Below are 15,204 nucleotides of genomic sequence, written 5' to 3'. Positions count from 1 at the left end.
TTCCTTACGGCTTGGTCGCATTGGTCGGGAAAACGGTGATGGAACCGTCTTTGAAGCGTAGCTCAAACGACGCGTTAGTCCGGTCCGCCGCCCTCTGAACGGCCTTCAGGGCTCGCTCGTCCATGGCGCTCTTCACGTCATTGATGTCGAGAATCCCCACCTTGACCTTGACTCCAGAACCCGCGAGCTGCTTTTCCGCAATCTTAGTCACTGCCGACTTGATACCGTTGGCGCTTTTCACGTCCTTCAACTGAGCGCCGTATTCAATGCCGTTTTCGGACCTGACCAGAACGTCCAGGTCGAGATTCTGCTCAGGCAGCTTCAGCTCGAACCCGATGTTGTCCACTCCCTTCGCCTGCAATTCGGCGGCATGCTCCATTGCCTGGTGGACCGCAGGCATCATGTCCTTCTGCTTCACCTGGGAAATCAGATCCTTGTAGCCCGGCATGTCGGCGAACCGTCCGCTCGCGATGTACTCCGCGACAGCCGCGCCATACTCCGACTTCCGGAGCTGGGTCAGCATGCGTCCCTGGTCCACCGGAGCGACCTTCGACTGCACCAGCGCCTCGGTGACGGCCTCTTCCAGCTGGGAAGATTCCATCTTGCCGGTGCCCTGCTGCGCCACGCGATCGCCTTCGAGCACGACCGGAGGCTCACCGGAGTTACCTCCCCCGGTGCCGTCGCCGCCGGAACCGCCACCGCCGGTACCGCCACCGCCCTCGGCGCCGGACCCGCCCTGTCCGTCATGGCCGCCCGGCGTACCGCTGTCGGTCGTCGAACCGCCCGGTACGCCGTTGTCGGCCGTGGAGCCACTCGGGACGGCGTTGTCGGCCGTCGAGGCGCCGGGCGGGACGTCGCGGGAGCCGCCGGTGGTGGGGGTGTCCGCATGGCCGCCACCAGGCACGTCGCGGTTGCCGCCCGTGCTCGGCGTGTTGTCCAGGTTGTTGGTGGGCAGGTGGTCGCCCGCGCCGCCGCCGGGGAGGTTGTTGCCGGCCTGGCCCGTGGGCATGTTGTCGGCGAGGCCGCCCGGGGTGTCCGGGACGCGTACGGGGGCGTCGTCGCCGACGCGGCCCACGTCGCCCAGGTTGGTGTCCAGGCTGTTGCCGAGGCTGATGGCGGTGTTGTCGCCCGCGTGGACCGCCGCGCCCGCCATGGCCGGGACCTTGGCCGGGGTGTCCACGCGGGGGTTGTCCGCGCCCGTGGTGGGCGTGGCGTCGGGGTCGGTGCCCCGGTCCACCACGTCCTTGGGCGCGTTCTTGACGTCGCCGACGACCTTGCCGTTCTCGTCGAGGATGTTGCCCTTGCCGTCCAGGTACTGCGGCGGGTCGCCCTCCTTGACGGGGAGGGGCGTCGCGTCCGCGGGCACCGTCGGGGTGTCCTTGGGGACGGCGACCGTGCCCTCCTGCAGTGGCGTCGAGCCCGCCGGGGCCGGGGTGTCGTCCGGGAGCCTGACCATGCCGTCGCCGAGGTCGACCGCGCCGGGCGGGACCGCCGTGCCCTCGGGGAGGCGGACCGTGTTCGGGGGCACCTCGACGGCGCCGGGAGGCACCGGCGTGCCGTCCGGGAGGTGGATCGTGCCGTCGGGGCGCATCAGGGAGCCCTCGGGGAGGACGACCGTGCCCTCGGGGATGGGCGGCAGGTCGATGTTGCCCATGCCCTTGAGGCCGGTCATCACGTCGCCGATCTTCGTGATGCCCGCGCCGGCGCCCTTGAAGAGGTACGTCGTCGGGTCGATCGCCCGGCCGGCCTTGCCCGCGAAGGAGATCGCCCGGGCCGCCGCGCCCGCCTTGCCCGCGCCCGACACCGCGCCGCCCGCGCCGCCGGTGAAGACCGTGGTGAGGACGTTGAAGGTGACCGCGCCGGCCGCGCGGGCCGGGTTGGAGCCCCACTGGTCCCAGGCGACCAGCGCCTTGCCGGTCTCCTTCATGGCCGTACGGGAGTCCCGTATCCAGCCGGGGAGGTGCTTGTCGTCGGCCGTCCAGTACACCGCGGCCAGCGGGGTGGCGCTGATGACCAGGCCCGTGGCCAGCAGGCCCAGGCCCTTCCACGCCTGCCCGGCCGCCTCCCAGCCCTGGAAGCCGACCAGGGTGCCCAGGCCCTTGATCGTGCCCCACACGCCGTCGACGATGACGCCCTTGCCGAAGTCGTAGGCGTGCTCCCACACCTGCCACCACGGCGTCGACTCCTCCACCGCGTCGCCCCACGGCAGGCTCTTGGCCTGCTTGAGGGCCTCGGCGTCGTAGCCGTACATGCCTTCGCCGTTGGAGCCGTCGTTGACCTTCAGCGCCTTGCCGCCGACCAGGGCGACGATCTTGGCGTGGGCGGCGCGCTCGGCGGCCTGGAACTGGGTCCAGACCTCGGCGATCTCGTTGCGGCGGTCGTTGTTCTCCTCGACCAGGTCGCCGTCCTCACGCCACTTGTCGTCCTCGGCGATCTTCTGCCGGAAGGCGACGGCGTCCTGGCGCAGTTCGTCCAGCCGCTGCTTCAGGGGGCGGATGTCACTGGCGTACGTGCCCAGTGCGCCGGCGATGGTGCACATGTCGCCACTGATGTCGAGCGCCTTGTCCTTCACCGGCTGGGTGGTGGCGAACAGCTGGTCCGCCTCGGGGGCCTTGTAGAAGGCGCTCAGGCCGCCGAAGGAGCTGTGGACGTCGCCGGCGGCGGTGGCGATCTTGCCGCCGGCGCCGGACAGCGCCTTCACCTTCTCGTCGAGCAGTTCGAGATCGCCGGTGAAGACCGGCACTTCGGCCGGGTTGACCGGCTGGTTCTCGCTCACTTCTTCCCCCCGAGCTCCTTCAGCAGGTCCAGGCGCACCTGTCGGGCCGCGTCCTGGGCCTCCTTGGCCTGGGTCAGGTCGCCCTCGACGTACTCATTGGTCGCCGTGGCCGCGCCGATGACCGCCGCCTGGATCCGCTTCGCCATGGGCTCGAAGTGCGTCTTCTGCCGGCCGGCCATGTACTCGGCCAGCGCCGCGCCCACCGGGCCCGTCGCCTTCTGCGTCAGCGGCGCGCCCGAGGCCGTCGGCCCCTGCAACGGGATGTTCGCGGCCGAACCGGGCACCGCCGTACCCGCCGCCTGCGCGGCCTGCTGCATGTCCGTGACCAGGGCGTTCAGGGCCTTCTCCAGGTCCCCGGCATGCGTGCCGACGACCTTCAGCTGACCTTGCACCCCCTGGGGCTGGATGTCCCACGCCGTCATGAGAAACGCTCCCCCGGTACCCCGCGTCAGCCGATGTTGTCGACCGCGGCCTTCGCGCGCTGCAGTGTCGCCTGCGCGGTCGCGTCGTTCTTCTCCAGCGTCGTCTTCAGCAGCTGGATGATGTTGCGGACCTCCTGCGAGGCCGCGTTCCAGCGCAGTTCCTTGCCGTGGTACTCGTCCGCCACGCCGTCGGCGGCGAAGTCCGTCATCGCGGCCTTCACCTGCGCGTCCCGCGCCGTGATCACCTGCTCCAGCCGCGCGATCACCGCCTGGATGTTCATCTGTGCCTCGGACGAGGCACCCGTGTCGTACGAACGACGGTCGCTACCCGCAGCAGCCATCAGCAATCAACTCCCCGTGTACGGATCGGTGTACGGATCGATGTACGGATCGGTCTAGCGGCCCGAGAAACGCGCCGCGTCGAAGTTCGCCGACGACATCTGCGTCCGCGCGTTGTCGCCCTGCTCCTGGTCACCGGTGCCGAACGCCGACTCCATGCCCGACTGGCCGCCCAGGATGGCCGCCAGCGAACCGTTCAGCGCCGCCGTGATCTCGTCCGAACGCGACTTGAACGAGTCGAACGCCACCTTGCCCGCGCCGTTGAACTTGCCCTCCAACGGTGCCGCCGCCTGGACCAGCTGACGGATCAGCAGGCCGAGGTCGTTGCTCGAACCCTGCGACTGGGACATCAGGGTGGAAAGGACCTGCGCCCCCATATCGAACTTCATCGGGCTACCCCCGCTGCGATGGACGATCGTATGGATGGATCGAATGTACGACTACATGCCTATCAACTCACGCGTCGCTCCTGCAATCAGCAATCGCGCACAGGCGGTCGTCTGTGACGAACACATGACATCACTCGCCCTTCAGGTGCCGCACCAGCCGCTCGAAGTCCTGCCACCCCGACAGGTCGGACGGGTCGCCGGGCAGCGGGTAGTACAGCGCCGGCCGGGATTTCGGGCCGAGTTGGACCGGCGCCGCTCCCAGCGGCGTGTTCCGGGCCCGGTCGGCGGGCATCGCGCGGACCTCCTCCGCGCCGAGCACGAAGGCCAGCGGCACGCCCGGCCCCTCGAAGCGCGGCGGAACCGCCAGGTCACGGCGGGCTTTGCGGAGTTGTACGAGCATCGACCGCAGGCGGTGCCGGGTGGCCAGCACCTCGGCCGCCCTCGGCACGGCGTCCACCGGCGGCTCCTCGTCCGGCCCGTAGCCGAACGCCAGCGTGACCTCCTCCTCCACGCCCGCCTTCGTACGGCTGACGCGTACGGTGGCGAGTCCCGGCCGCTCCGGGCTGCCGACCACGACCACCCAGGTCGGCTCGGGCGCCCGCTCGTGCGCCACGTCCGTCAGCCGGCGCAGCGACCACGGCAGGTTGGCGGGCTCCGCCGTGCCCCACCCGGCCGGCGCCCCACCGGTCAGCTCACGCCACACCGCCTCCAGCGCGCCGCCCAGCACCAGCCGGTCGTCCGCCGGGTGCACCGTGCGGAACGTCACCGCCAACTGCCGCTCACCGGTGTCCTCGACACCCTCCTGGTACGAGGCGGCCACCCGCGCCCGCACCTCCTCCTCCGTCGACTCGGGCCCGGCGACCGGGAAGAACATCCCCTCCTGCCACGCCAGCACCGCCCCGGACAGCCCGTCGTAGTAGCCGTCCCGCTCGTCCTGCACGACCCACCGCGACGGCCAGCCGGACAGCGCGCCCCGTACCGCCGGGGAGAGCGTGGAGCCTGCCGGGCTGACGATCTGGAGGCCCAGCCCGCCCTCGGCGGCCGCCCGGAACGCGTCCGCCAGCCATGCCGTCATGGCCACCACCGGGCGGTCCTGGATGACGACGGCCACCTTGTCGGTGAGGACGTCCACGGCGGGCCGTTCGGCGGCCTGCGGCGGCGCGACGCCCACCCCGTCCGACGCCACCACGGCCAGCGACCGGGCGGCCTCCGGCGGCCACGCCGAGCCGCCCGTCAGCGACACCAGCCGGGCCGCGAACGTGCCCGCCAGCCGCTCCGCCTCCGCCACCCCGGTCGTGGCCCGCGCCTCCGTCCACCAGAACGGCACCGGCGGAGGCGTCGCCCCCAGCAGCCGCTCGGCCTCGCCCGCGACCTGCACCAGCAGCGGCGCCTCGACGGAGACGAGCGGCCGGCCCTCCTCGTCGCAGAGCTGTACGACGGCGTCCTCACCGGCCGTGTTCACCAGCTTGTCGGGGCCGCCGGAGAGCAGGCCGGCGAGCACCGCCCACGGGTCGGGCATGCGCTCGGTGAGGGCTATGACGTCCTTGGTCATGGGTACGTCCGGTCCTTCTTCGTCATGAGGTTCAGGGTTCGGGTGTGAACACCGTCTGGATCAGGCGGTTCGACTGGCCCCTGCGGATGAGCACGCCCCGCCCCGGCGGCTGCTGTGAGGCGTACACGCCCGGGAACAGCTGTCCCTCGCTGCGGTCGCCCGCCATGAGGATCGCCGACGCGCCCGACTCGCGCAGGCCCTGCACCAGCGGCTCGTACATACCGCGTGAGGCGCCCGCGACGCGGCGCGTCAGGACGAAGTGGAGGCCGATGTCGACGGCGGAGGGGATGTACGGCAGGAACGGCGCGAGCGGCGCCTGCCCGGCCGTCGTCAGCACGTCGTAGTCGTCGACGAGGACGACGATCCGCGGGCCGCTGCCCCAGATGCCCGGCTCCAGGTCCTCCAGGGCGGCGCTCTCGTCGGGAAGCCGCTTCTCCAGCTCGGTGGCGATACCGGCGGCGAGTCCCCCGCACAGCTTGGCGTTGTACGCGTACCCGCCGAGGAACTCCTCGGGCACGACGCCCCGCAGGCCCCGCCTCGGGTCCATGACGGCGAGGACCAGCTCGTCCTCCCCGTACCGCTCGATCAGCCCGGCCGCGATCGTCTTCAGCAGGTTCGTCTTGCCGCACTCGCTGTCGCCCATCACCAGCAGGTGCTGGTCATGGGCGAACAGGTCCAGCAGCACGGGCGCGAGCGCCGTCTGGTCCAGGCCGATCGGCACCCGCTTGGGCTCGGCGACCGGCCCGGGCAGCAGGTGCGGCTCCAGGACGTGCGGCAGGACCCGCACCGGCTGGGCGACCTCGCCGCTCCAGGCGGCGCGGACCTGCCGGGCGGTGCGCTCCAGGACGGCGCCCAGCTCGGTGGCGTCGGCGAGGGAGTCCGTACGGGGCAGGGCGGCCTGCGCGAACAGCTTCCCGTCGGTGAGGACGCGACCCGGCTCGTCGGGCGCGAGGGTCTCGGCGAGCTTGCGGTCGATGCTGGTCTCGGTGGCGTCGTTGAGGCGCAGCTCGACGCGGGTGCCGAAGTACGACTGGGTCGCGATGCGGACGTCGTTCCAGCGGAGCATGCCGGCGACGACGTGGATGCCGTACCCGCCGCCCCGCTTGAGGATGTCGACGACGGCGTCGTCCAGCTCGTCGAAGTCGTCGCGCAGCGCGCCGAAGCCGTCGATGACGAGCACGATCTCGGCGGAGGCCAGCTCCGGCAGTCGGCCGGCCGCGTGGAGGGTGCGCAGCTGCTCGACGGAGTCGATGGTGTGCTCGCGGAACAGGTCCTCGCGCAGGGCGAGCATGTTCCGTACCTCTTCGACGGTACGGGCGGCCCGCTCCCGGTCGGCGCGGCTCGCGATGCCGCCGACGTGCGGCAGGCCGGCCAGCGCCTGGAGGCCGCCGCCGACCAGGTCGAGGCCGTAGACGCCGACCTCCTGCGGGGTGTGCGTCAGGGCGAGCGAGAGGACGAGCGTACGGAGGAGGGTGGTCTTGCCGGACTGCGGGCCGCCGATGACGGCGGCGTGGCCGCCCGCCACCGTCAGGTCCAGGAACCACTGCCCCTGCCACTGCTTCGTCGGGTCGTCGAGCAGGCCGAGCGGCACCTGGAGGGGACCCCGGCGGGCGGCGAGCTGCATGCCGCGCGGGCCGGCCTGGAGCGGGCCGGCGACCTGGTCGAGGGCGATGGCGGCGGGCAGCGGCGGCAGCCAGATGCGGCGTACCGGATCGGTGGGGGCGTTCTCCAACTGCTCGACCATGACGCCCAGTTCGGTCGGCCCTGTCTCGCGGCGCCGTACCGTGCTCTCCTTGGGGCCGGTCTCCTCCGAGGCGCCGAGGGTGTTGTACGCCTCGTACTCCAGGGCGAGCGGCCCGGTGTCCTCGTCCTCGGCGCGCCGCACCGGGCCCCGGTAGGCGCCGGAGACGTAACTCGCCTTGAACCGCTCGTAGTGGCTGGTGTCGACCTTCAGGTAGCCGAAGCCGGGCAGCGGCGGCAGGTGGAAGGCGTCGGTGGTGTCCAGGACCGTCCGGGACTCGTCGGCGGAGAAGGTGCGCAGGCCGAGCCGGTACGACAGGTAGGTGTCCAGGCCCTTCAGCTTGCCGCCCTCGATGCGCTGGCTGGACAGCAGCAGGTGCACGCCGATGGACCGGCCGATACGGCCGATGGACAGAAACAGGTCGATGAAGTCCGGCTTGGCAGTGAGGAGTTCGCCGAACTCGTCGATGACGATGAACAGGTGCGGCAGCGGCTCCAGGTCGGGCCGCTTCTCGGCACGCAGCGCCGCGTAGTCGCCGATGTCGGCGACGTTGCCCGCGTCCTTGAGGACCTGCTGGCGGCGCTTGACCTCACCGGCGAGGGAGGCGTGGACGCGCTCGACGAGACCGGCCTGGTTCTCCAGGTTGGTGATGACCCCGGCGACGTGCGGCAGGTCCGCGAACGGGGCGAAGGTCGCGCCGCCCTTGTAGTCGACGAGGACCAGGGCGAGGTCCTCCGGCGGGTGGGTGGCCACCAGCGCCAGGACCAGGGTGCGCAGCAGCTCCGACTTTCCGGAGCCGGTTGCGCCGACGCACAGCCCGTGCGGGCCCATGCCCAGCTCGGAGGACTCCTTCAGGTCCAGCAGCACTGGCTCGCGCGCGTCGCTGATGCCGATCGGTACGCGGAGGAAGGCGCGCTCACCGCGCGGCGCCCACAGGGTGGCGAGGTCGAGGCGTGCCACGTCGTCGATGCCGAGCAGGTCGGCGAAGTCGACCGGCCCGGACAGCGGCGCGTCGACCAGCGACTCGGCGGACAGCCGCAGCGGGGCCAGCATCCGGGCGAGGCCCTCGGCGAACGGGACGGACACCTCGTCGACCGTGCCGTGCGCGCTGATCGGCTCGTCCTGGCGGAGGTCCTCGATGACGACCTGGTCGCCGTCGACGGTGATCCGTACGCCGACGTGGCCGGGCTCCTGGACACGCCGCTCCAGCAGGTGCAGGACGGTCACGCCCATCTCGCGCAGGCCCACCGCGTCGTCGGGGCGCGGCAGCTCCACGGCGTCCTCACCGTGCCCGTCGGTGACCACCAGCAGCCGGGACGACATGGACAGGGCGTCCTTGCCGGACAGGCCGCGGCGCACCTCGGCGGCGTAGGAGGCGCGGCGGCGCAGCTCGGGGCCGAGCTGCCGGGCGAGCTGGGGCGCGGACGGGGCGATGCGGCGGGCGGCGACGGGCCCGTCGAACTGCTCGGTGTCGAGCAGGTGCGGCATCCACTTGGCCCACTCCCAGTCGGCCAGCCGCTCGCCGGGCACCGCGAGCGCGATGGCCACGTCGTCGGGGGCGTGCAGGGCGGCGGCCTGTACGAGCAGGGCGCGCGCGACGCGCAGGCAGTCCTCGCGCGGCCCGACGACGCTGATGTTGCCGACGCGGTCGAGCGGGACGGTCAGCGGGAGTTCGGTGCCGGTGCGGAAGCGGTCCATCAGCGCCGACGCCTCGTTGAGCATGAACCGGTCGGGCGGGGTGAGGACGGACGAGCCGCCCTGGTCGCCGATCCTCAGGTCGCGTACGGGCATCTCGCCGGTGCCGACGCGTACGCGCAGGAAGTCGGCGTCCAGCCGGCGCCGCTCCCACAGGCGCGCCGGGTCGCGGACGATGTCGTACAGCGCGTGCGGCGGCGGGTTGAGCACGTCGGCGCGCTCGCGCCGCTCCCGCTCCTCGCCGGACAGCTCCTCGCGCAGGTCCTCCAGGTACGCGAGGTAGGCCTCGCGCTGGGTACGGCGGGTGCGCTGCGCCTTGCCGCGCTGCGAGAACACCAGCACGAGCGAGCCGATGATGGTGACGACGAGGATCAGCGCGCCCAGCGCGGCGAACTGGCTGTTGCGTACGACCGTCATCATCACGACGGACGACATGACACCGGCGACGGGAAGCAGCGACATCGCGATGTTGCCGGCCTTCCCCTCCGGGAGGTTGGGCGGGGCCTCGATGGTGCGCGCCTCGGAGGCGGCGGGGGGCCGGGTGGTGCGGGCGGGGCGGTGTATCAGCCGGGTGCTCATCGGTCTCCTCCCCCTCAGTGGCGCTTCTGGGAGAGCTGGAAGACGTCGGCGGCGAGGCGGGTGGCGGCCTGCCGGGTGGGGTGGGCGAGCAGCTCGGTACGGATCGGGCCGCCGGCCGCCAGGTGCCGGTCGTACGGCAGCACGTGGACGGTGGCCCCGGTGGAGCCGAGCTTCCGCGCGGCCTGGTCGAGGTCGAGCCCGGCGTGCGGAACGAGTTGGGTGAGGACGACGACGGTGCCGGCGATGACGTGGCGGGGCAGGCCCTGCATCCACTGGAGCACCGCATGGGTGCTGACGACGCCCTCCATCGTGGCGGGCGTCGTCAGGACGCGTGCCTGGGCGGCGGACAGCGCCACGCGGGCCACCTCGGCGGGCAGGGTCTCGCAGTCGACGACGGTCACGCCGAAGTAGCGGCGCAGCGCCACCATGACGCGCTCGTACGCCTTGGTGTCCAGCATCGCGCCGATCTGGCCCTGACTGCCGGGCAGGAGCCAGGCGTTGTCGGGGAGCTGGACGAGGTAGCCGGTGATGTCGAGGAGCGACATCTGCGGCTCGACGATCCCGGCGACGTCCCCGGTGGTCCACCGCAGCGTCTCGGCGCCGAGCCGCAGCGGCAGCGACCCGAGCGCCGGGTCGGCCTCGACGAGGAGGACGGGGTCCTGCCGGTAGTGCGCGTACGTCAGCCCCAGCAGCGCGGCGACGGTCGACTTGCCGGCGCCGCCCCGGATGGACGTGACGGCGATCTGCCGCCCGGTCGTCACCGGCTGCTGCAGCGTCTCGGCGGTACGGGTGGTCTCGGCGACCTCCCGCGCGGCGGAGGAGGAGACGGTACGGCGGACGGCCCGCACGGCCCGGGTGGCGAACCCCTCCCCGTGCCGCGGCTTCCGCCCGGCGGCGGCGAGCCCCTTGTCGACGACGGGACGCGAATCGGGGGTGGCGGGGTGTTGCGCGTACCCGGCCGGGGCGGGCGGAGTCCCGCCGTGCTGGGCACGGGCCTGCCGCTCCTGGGCGGCCTGCGTCAGCCGCGCCTGGGCGTGCGGGTCGTGGGCCTCCTGGGGCGGGACGTACGCGGCGGGCGTGGGCACCTGGGGTGCCTGCGCTTGAGCCTGAGGCCGCGGCGCCTGCCCGGGATGGGCGTGGGCGTGCGCCGCCGGGACGGCCCCGGCCCGGCGGGACGCGCCGGGGGCGCCCTGACCCGGCGCGCCGTGTCCGGGCACGCCCTGTCCGGCGGCGACCGGGGCGCCGGGGGGCTGGGTGTGGGCCACGGGGGCCTGGGGGTACCCCGCCGGGGCGGGCGCGCCCTGCGGGCCGGGGCCGTGCGGCGTCTGCGCCCCGCCCGGAGCAGCGGCCTGCGAGGCCTGGGGCCGCGTACCGGGCCCGGGCGCGCCGGTGGCGATCCCCGTACCGGAGGCACCCCCGGGCCCGGGGGCACTCCCCGCGCCCGGCGTCGCGGTGGGGGCCTGTGGGGCCCGCGCCCCGCCCGGCGTGGACGTGCCCGGGGTGTCCGGGCCCGTGCCCGGCGCCGCGGTGGGGGCCTGCGGGGCCGACGCCCCGCCCGGCGTGGACGTGCCCGGGGTGTCCGGGCCCGTACCCGGCGTCGCGGTGGGGGCCTGTGGGGCCCGCGCCCCGCCCGGCGTGGACGTGCCCGGGGTCTCCGGGTCCGCGGCCGGGGTCTGGGCGCCCTCCTCCGGTGTGGCCTGCCGGGGTGTGCCGGCGCGCAGGTCGCGCAGGACGTCGCCCTGCCAGTTGTCTCCGTTCGGCATGTCTGCCCTTCTCCCGCCCTGCCGCAGAACTCAGAACTTGTCGAGCAGCTGTCCGTACACGCCGAACACACCGACCGCCAGCGGGAACAGCCCCACCATGCCGATGGACTCGACCAGGTCGGCCATGCGCCGCAGCCGCACCCGCACGTGCTCCGGCGGCTGGACCGCCAGGGCGGCCAGCGGCAGCACCGCGGCCGCGCACAGCACGGTGAGCGGCCCGGCGCCGCCCGCGTGGTCCATCCACAGCGTCACGAGCCGTACGACCAGGACGGCCGCCGCCACGAACAGCGCCACCACCTCCGCGACCAGCGGGAAGGCCCGCGCCCTGGACAGCAGCACCACGGCGATGACCGACGGCAGGACGACCGTCCAGACGGTCGGCCGGTCCGCCAGGGTGAGCAGCCAGCCGCCCGCGGCCGCCGACAGCGCGGTGACGATCGTCGCGAGGGCGAGGCCCCGGTGCGTGGCCGCGAGGGCGTTGGCCACCTGGTGGCGGCTGACGGAGGCACCGCCCGAGCGGCGGTCGTCGAGCGCGGTGAGGCCGGACGCCATCAGGGCGAGCCGGGGCAGCAGGCCGAGCAGGACCACGGAGAAGACGGCCATGACGGCGCCGAGCCGGGCCGGTTCGGCCTGGACGGCGGCGACGGCCTCCCAGACGAGGGTGATCCCGGCGGTGGCCGCGGCCCCGACGAGCCCGCCCCGGCCGAGCGGTGAGAAGTACCCGAGCGCCGCCAGCGTCACGACCAGCGCGCCCGCCACGGCCGCGAGCCGCACGGCGCCGGACCAGTCGTACGCGTCGGCGGCGTTCCAGGCCGAGAGGACGCCGAGGCTGCCGGAGGCGAGCAACAGCGCGGTCGCGAGGCCCCGGTTGCCCTGCCCGATCCGGGCGACGAGCGCACCGGCGGCCAGGAGGACCAGCGTGACGGCGGCGAGCGCACCGGCCAGGGCGCCCGGCGCGAACTCCCGGCGGGCCAGCAGGGCGGCGATCACGGCGAAGGCGACCGTCGCCACGCCCGCCCCGGCCCGGCGGGCGGCGGGGCGCCACCGCCAGGCCTGGAGGTCGAGGTCGTCGGCCACCTGGTCGGTGACGTCGTGCACCACGGGCGCGGGCGGCGCGGAGTGCGCCCTGACGAGCCGGAGGACGGCGCCGTCGGCGACCTGGGCCGACGCCAGCGTGGCGTCGTGCGGCAGCGCGGAACCGTCGGAGGTGATCAACTGCCGTGTCATCGGCCGGGACGCGGCCCGGTCGTCCAGCAACTGCAGGATGTCCGGGAGCAGCTGACCGATCGGGGTGTCGGAGGGCAGGACGATGTCGGCCCGGCGTCGCTCACCGACCAGGGTCACCCGGCTCAGTTGCGCCCGGGAAGTCGTTGCTGTGGTCACCACTTACGGGAACCTATCAGGCCGGTTCCACCGGTTTCGATCGTCTGCATTGCCAGCGTTCCCCCATTCCCTTTACGGGAGTTACTGCGAACTCTTCCCGGATTCCGCGGACTTCTCCTGCTTCTCCTGCTTCGCCGGTTGCTCGTACCGCTGTTCCTGCTTCCGCTGCTCGGCCTTCTGCTTGGCCAGCGTGTGCTGGAGGAAGGACCACCCGACGCACCCCGCGCACAACACGGCCGCGATGGCGATGCCCGCGAAGACCTTCCCGAGCCGCTCGTCCGCCGTGCGCCGCGCCCGCTGGGCGCCGAACAGCAACGCGTCCCGCATTCTGCGCCGGCGTACCGCCACCGACTCCAGGAGCTGACTGTCGTAGTCCCGTGCCATGTGTCGTCCGTCCCCCTTGCTTTGCCTCCGCAACATAAGGCATCGGCGAACGGGCAGTACACCCCAGGGCTGCCGGGCCCGGCGGCCCGACCGGCGGCCCGGTCAGTGGCCCGGTCAGTGGTCGGCGTGTTCGCCGTGGTCGGAGGTCTGTGCGGCGCCCCACCGGTGCAGGGCGTCCACCAGGGCGGGGTCGGTGGTGCGGAACCGTACGACGGCGCCGTCGGGGAGGTCGGCGTACGAGATCCGGATGCCGGCCGCGCCCGCGGCCAGTTCCTTGAGCCCGGGCATGTCGGTGCCGTGGATGCGGGCGGGGTCGGCGTAGTCGCCCTGGCGGAACCGCCGCGCCTCGTCCGCCAGGTGCTCCCGGATCAGCCTGATCTGCCCGGCGTCCCCGGGCTCGTCGGCGACGACCTGCTGCACCAGCCCGTCGGCGTCCGGTGTGAACCGATGGGTGGTGCGTTCGAGGTCGAACGGCATGACGGAGGCGCCGTTGCGGGCCACTTGTTCCTGCCGGGACGGTGCCCCCTCCGGGGACGCGCCGCATCCGATGCTCAGCAGCGCCACGAACGGCACGAGCAGACGTACGCCTCTACAGGTCACGGCTTGCTTCCTCCAGCAGGCGCAGTGCTCGGATCACGGCCGGGCGCTGCGCCTTGGGCACCCTGTCGAGGAGTGTGGAGAGCCGGTCGGCGCGGCGGCGTGCCACGTCGGCCGCCACCCGCCGGCCGTGTTCGGTCAGTCCGACCAGTTGGACGCGGCCGTCCGTGGGGTCGGCGGACCGGTCGGCCCAGCCACGCGTCATCAGCTGGTCGACGAGCCGGCTCGTGGTGGATTTGGTGAGGTTCAGCCGTTCGCCCAGCGCCCGCTGCGACATACGTCCGGGGCGCAGCACGGTGACGGCGTGGGCCTCCGCCGTGGACAGCGGGGCGCCGCAGGGGGTGCGATCGGCGTCGAGCAGGCCGAAGGTGCGTACGAAGCGTACGAAGGCATCGGAGAACGCTTCCGCCGAAGCGTCGTCGGGGCGACCGGACATGGTTGCAGACTAGAACTATCTAGTCCCGTTCTGCAACTACTTTCGGGCGCGGCCGGGTCCGGCTCACGGTGCTGCCGGGCCCGTGCCCGTGCCGGTGCCGGTGCCCGTGCCGGTGTCGATGAGGATGTGGGTGGCGTCGGTGACGTTGTCGGCCCGGACCGCTCGGGCCATCGCGCTGCGCGCCGCGTCCGCAGTCGCGTGCGGGGGGACGACCAGGAGGGTGAAGTAGTCGCGTTCGCCCCGGGTGATGAGGACGGTGTCGTCGCCGACGGGGAACGCGTCGATGTGGACGACGCGATCGTCGATGACCAGACGTACCGGGAGCCCTTCCCATGCGTCGGCGTCCAGGCCGACGCGCGTGACCGGGCCGAGGTGCTCGGTCAGCGCGCTGATCAGGTTGGGCAGCTCGGTGCCGATGTCGCGCGAGCGCGGCCACCACGCGCCGTCGAGGATTCCCTCACGGGATCGGGTGGTCTGGAGCCTCAGCAGCGCCGTACCCGGCTTCACCTCGTGGTGAATGGCGTCCGGGAGGAGCTTGCGCGGGGGCGGGGGCGGGGAGGAGGAGTCCGAGTGCGTCATGGTGGTGCCGCCCGTCTACGGATCCGGCGCTTCGGCCGGTCGGTGATTTCACCGTACTCCGCCCGCCCTCCCCGCAGTGACGTTACGGACGCCGCGAGCCGGGAAGACGCAGGGGGTGACCGACGGCGGAGCAGCGGCGGCACGCTCGGCCCGACGCACCCGACGCACGGCCCCCTCCCCCCGCGTGAGGAACGACCTGACCATGAGCACCGCGGAACCCATGCCGGCGGCCGGACACGCCGAGGTCCGGATCGTCGCCGCGTCTCCCGAGACGGCGCGGCGCGTCGCGGAGGTCCTCCGGCGCTGCTTCGACGCCACGGAGCAGCGCAGCTACCCCGCCGGGGGTGAGGGAGGGACCAGGCTCCACCTCACCCTCGACACCACCCGCGCGGCCGAACCCGCCCGGTCCTGGCTGGCCTCCAGCAGGTCGGCGGACGACGCCCCGCCGCGGGAGGACGAGACCTGACGTACCGGATCCGCCGGTGCGGTGGCGCCCGTCGGCGCGCGGGCGGAGGCTGGACAGCGAGAACGCGAGACCGACCGTACGGACCCGCTCAGAGGGCAGAACG

Annotated in this window: 13 protein-coding genes; 1 reads left to right on the top strand and 12 read right to left on the bottom strand. The window is 73.1% G+C overall.

Annotation, left to right across the window (positions count from 1 at the left end; translation table 11 throughout):
* Nucleotides 1-4: 4 nt before the first annotated feature.
* The 12 genes from AMK26_RS23645 to AMK26_RS23590 all read right to left on the bottom strand — a co-directional run bounded on the left by AMK26_RS23645 (nt 5) and on the right by AMK26_RS23590 (nt 14,635).
* The gene (locus AMK26_RS23645) at nt 5-2,776 is read right to left on the bottom strand and encodes a hypothetical protein (RefSeq protein WP_073756720.1); all 2,772 of its coding nucleotides are present in this window, start codon (nt 2,774-2,776) and stop codon (nt 5-7) included.
* The gene (locus AMK26_RS23640; protein ID WP_073756719.1) at nt 2,773-3,198 is read right to left on the bottom strand and encodes a DUF6507 family protein; all 426 of its coding nucleotides are present in this window, start codon (nt 3,196-3,198) and stop codon (nt 2,773-2,775) included. Before AMK26_RS23640 ends, AMK26_RS23645 begins: the two co-directional genes overlap by 4 nt.
* A 26-nt stretch (nt 3,199-3,224) precedes the next feature.
* A complete protein-coding gene (locus AMK26_RS23635; protein WP_073756718.1) occupies nt 3,225-3,539 on the bottom strand; it encodes a pore-forming ESAT-6 family protein in 315 nt (104 codons plus the stop codon).
* A 54-nt stretch (nt 3,540-3,593) separates the two neighbouring features.
* Complete coding sequence (locus AMK26_RS23630; protein ID WP_073756717.1) at nt 3,594-3,926, bottom strand: hypothetical protein; 333 nt, start codon at nt 3,924-3,926, stop codon at nt 3,594-3,596.
* 130 nt (nt 3,927-4,056) lie between these two features.
* Complete coding sequence (locus AMK26_RS23625) at nt 4,057-5,478, bottom strand: DUF6177 family protein (RefSeq protein WP_073756716.1); 1,422 nt, start codon at nt 5,476-5,478, stop codon at nt 4,057-4,059.
* A gap of 31 nt (nt 5,479-5,509) precedes the next feature.
* Nucleotides 5,510-9,493, bottom strand: a complete 3,984-nt coding sequence (eccCa, locus tag AMK26_RS23620; protein ID WP_073756715.1) for a type VII secretion protein EccCa — start codon at nt 9,491-9,493, stop codon at nt 5,510-5,512.
* Between the two features lie 14 nt (nt 9,494-9,507).
* Nucleotides 9,508-11,256, bottom strand: a complete 1,749-nt coding sequence (locus AMK26_RS38725) for a MinD/ParA family ATP-binding protein (RefSeq protein ID WP_073756714.1) — start codon at nt 11,254-11,256, stop codon at nt 9,508-9,510.
* Between the two features lie 30 nt (nt 11,257-11,286).
* Nucleotides 11,287-12,642 (bottom strand): type VII secretion integral membrane protein EccD, encoded by a 1,356-nt coding sequence (eccD, locus tag AMK26_RS23610; RefSeq protein WP_073756713.1) that lies wholly within the window; start codon nt 12,640-12,642, stop codon nt 11,287-11,289.
* A 78-nt stretch (nt 12,643-12,720) separates the two neighbouring features.
* Nucleotides 12,721-13,023, bottom strand: a complete 303-nt coding sequence (locus AMK26_RS23605; RefSeq protein ID WP_073756712.1) for a hypothetical protein — start codon at nt 13,021-13,023, stop codon at nt 12,721-12,723.
* 114 nt (nt 13,024-13,137) lie between these two features.
* Nucleotides 13,138-13,623, bottom strand: coding sequence for a hypothetical protein (locus AMK26_RS23600; RefSeq protein WP_073756711.1), 486 nt, complete (start codon nt 13,621-13,623; stop codon nt 13,138-13,140).
* The gene (locus tag AMK26_RS23595) at nt 13,613-14,056 is read right to left on the bottom strand and encodes a MarR family winged helix-turn-helix transcriptional regulator (RefSeq protein ID WP_073756710.1); all 444 of its coding nucleotides are present in this window, start codon (nt 14,054-14,056) and stop codon (nt 13,613-13,615) included. The genes AMK26_RS23600 and AMK26_RS23595 overlap by 11 nt, the downstream gene beginning before the upstream one ends.
* Nucleotides 14,057-14,119: 63 nt before the next feature.
* On the bottom strand, nt 14,120-14,635 hold the full coding sequence (locus AMK26_RS23590) for a DUF5994 family protein (RefSeq protein WP_073756709.1): 516 nt from the start codon (nt 14,633-14,635) through the stop codon (nt 14,120-14,122).
* Between the two features lie 202 nt (nt 14,636-14,837).
* Here AMK26_RS23590 and AMK26_RS23585 point away from each other — a divergent pair, with 202 nt between their 5' ends.
* Nucleotides 14,838-15,101: a hypothetical protein gene (locus tag AMK26_RS23585; RefSeq protein WP_073756708.1), complete on the top strand. Its 264-nt coding sequence runs from the start codon at nt 14,838-14,840 to the stop codon at nt 15,099-15,101.
* The last annotated feature ends 103 nt before the right edge of the window (nt 15,102-15,204 follow it).

It is taken from the genome of Streptomyces sp. CB03234 (assembly GCF_001905885.1).
In the GTDB taxonomy this organism is placed as follows: Bacteria; Actinomycetota; Actinomycetes; order Streptomycetales; family Streptomycetaceae; genus Streptomyces.
The sequence above is the reverse complement of the archived record's forward strand: the minus strand, read 5'-3'. Positions and strand labels throughout refer to the sequence as shown.

Coding starts and splice junctions, on each gene's coding strand:
- AMK26_RS23635 (WP_073756718.1), bottom strand. CDS start 3,539: ATGGCTGCTGCGGGTAGCGACCGTCGTTCGTACGACACGGGTGCCTCG.
- AMK26_RS23590 (WP_073756709.1), bottom strand. CDS start 14,635: ATGACGCACTCGGACTCCTCCTCCCCGCCCCCGCCCCCGCGCAAGCTC.
- AMK26_RS23625 (WP_073756716.1), bottom strand. CDS start 5,478: ATGACCAAGGACGTCATAGCCCTCACCGAGCGCATGCCCGACCCGTGG.
- AMK26_RS23595 (WP_073756710.1), bottom strand. CDS start 14,056: ATGTCCGGTCGCCCCGACGACGCTTCGGCGGAAGCGTTCTCCGATGCC.
- AMK26_RS23585 (WP_073756708.1), top strand. CDS start 14,838: ATGAGCACCGCGGAACCCATGCCGGCGGCCGGACACGCCGAGGTCCGG.
- AMK26_RS38725 (WP_073756714.1), bottom strand. CDS start 11,256: ATGCCGAACGGAGACAACTGGCAGGGCGACGTCCTGCGCGACCTGCGC.
- AMK26_RS23640 (WP_073756719.1), bottom strand. CDS start 3,198: ATGACGGCGTGGGACATCCAGCCCCAGGGGGTGCAAGGTCAGCTGAAG.
- eccCa (WP_073756715.1), bottom strand. CDS start 9,493: ATGAGCACCCGGCTGATACACCGCCCCGCCCGCACCACCCGGCCCCCC.
- AMK26_RS23605 (WP_073756712.1), bottom strand. CDS start 13,023: ATGGCACGGGACTACGACAGTCAGCTCCTGGAGTCGGTGGCGGTACGC.
- AMK26_RS23630 (WP_073756717.1), bottom strand. CDS start 3,926: ATGAAGTTCGATATGGGGGCGCAGGTCCTTTCCACCCTGATGTCCCAG.